The sequence below is a fragment of the Ferrovum myxofaciens genome, assembly GCF_000735045.1.
Lineage (GTDB): Bacteria > Pseudomonadota > Gammaproteobacteria > Burkholderiales > Ferrovaceae > Ferrovum > Ferrovum myxofaciens.
In genome coordinates this window covers 1-253 of sequence record NZ_JPOQ01000219.1, presented here as the reverse complement: position 1 = coordinate 253, position 253 = coordinate 1, and the positions used below count along the sequence as shown (strand labels likewise).

1 protein-coding gene is annotated in these 253 nt (G+C 59.3%); it reads left to right on the top strand.

Annotation, left to right across the window (positions count from 1 at the left end; all coding sequences use genetic code 11):
• Window positions 1-253: transposase (locus IV91_RS0112920; protein ID WP_150112496.1), on the top strand; the 253-nt coding region annotated here is incomplete at both ends.

The window sequence follows — 253 nt, the reverse complement described above, 5'->3', positions numbered from 1 at the left end:
CAGCCGGGACGTGCTGGGAACAGTCAGCAACATCACCGTGTCGGCCAACGGCGGCAAGTGGTTCGTGAGCATCCAGACCGAGCGCGAGGTTGAGCAGCCGGTGCATCCGGCCACAAGCATCGTCGGTATCGACGTGGGTATCACCCGCTTTGCAACTCTGTCCGATGGTAGTCATATCGAACCGCTCAACACCTTCAGGAAGCACCAGCAAAGGCTTGCACGCTACCAGCGTGCCATGTCTCGCAAGACGAAA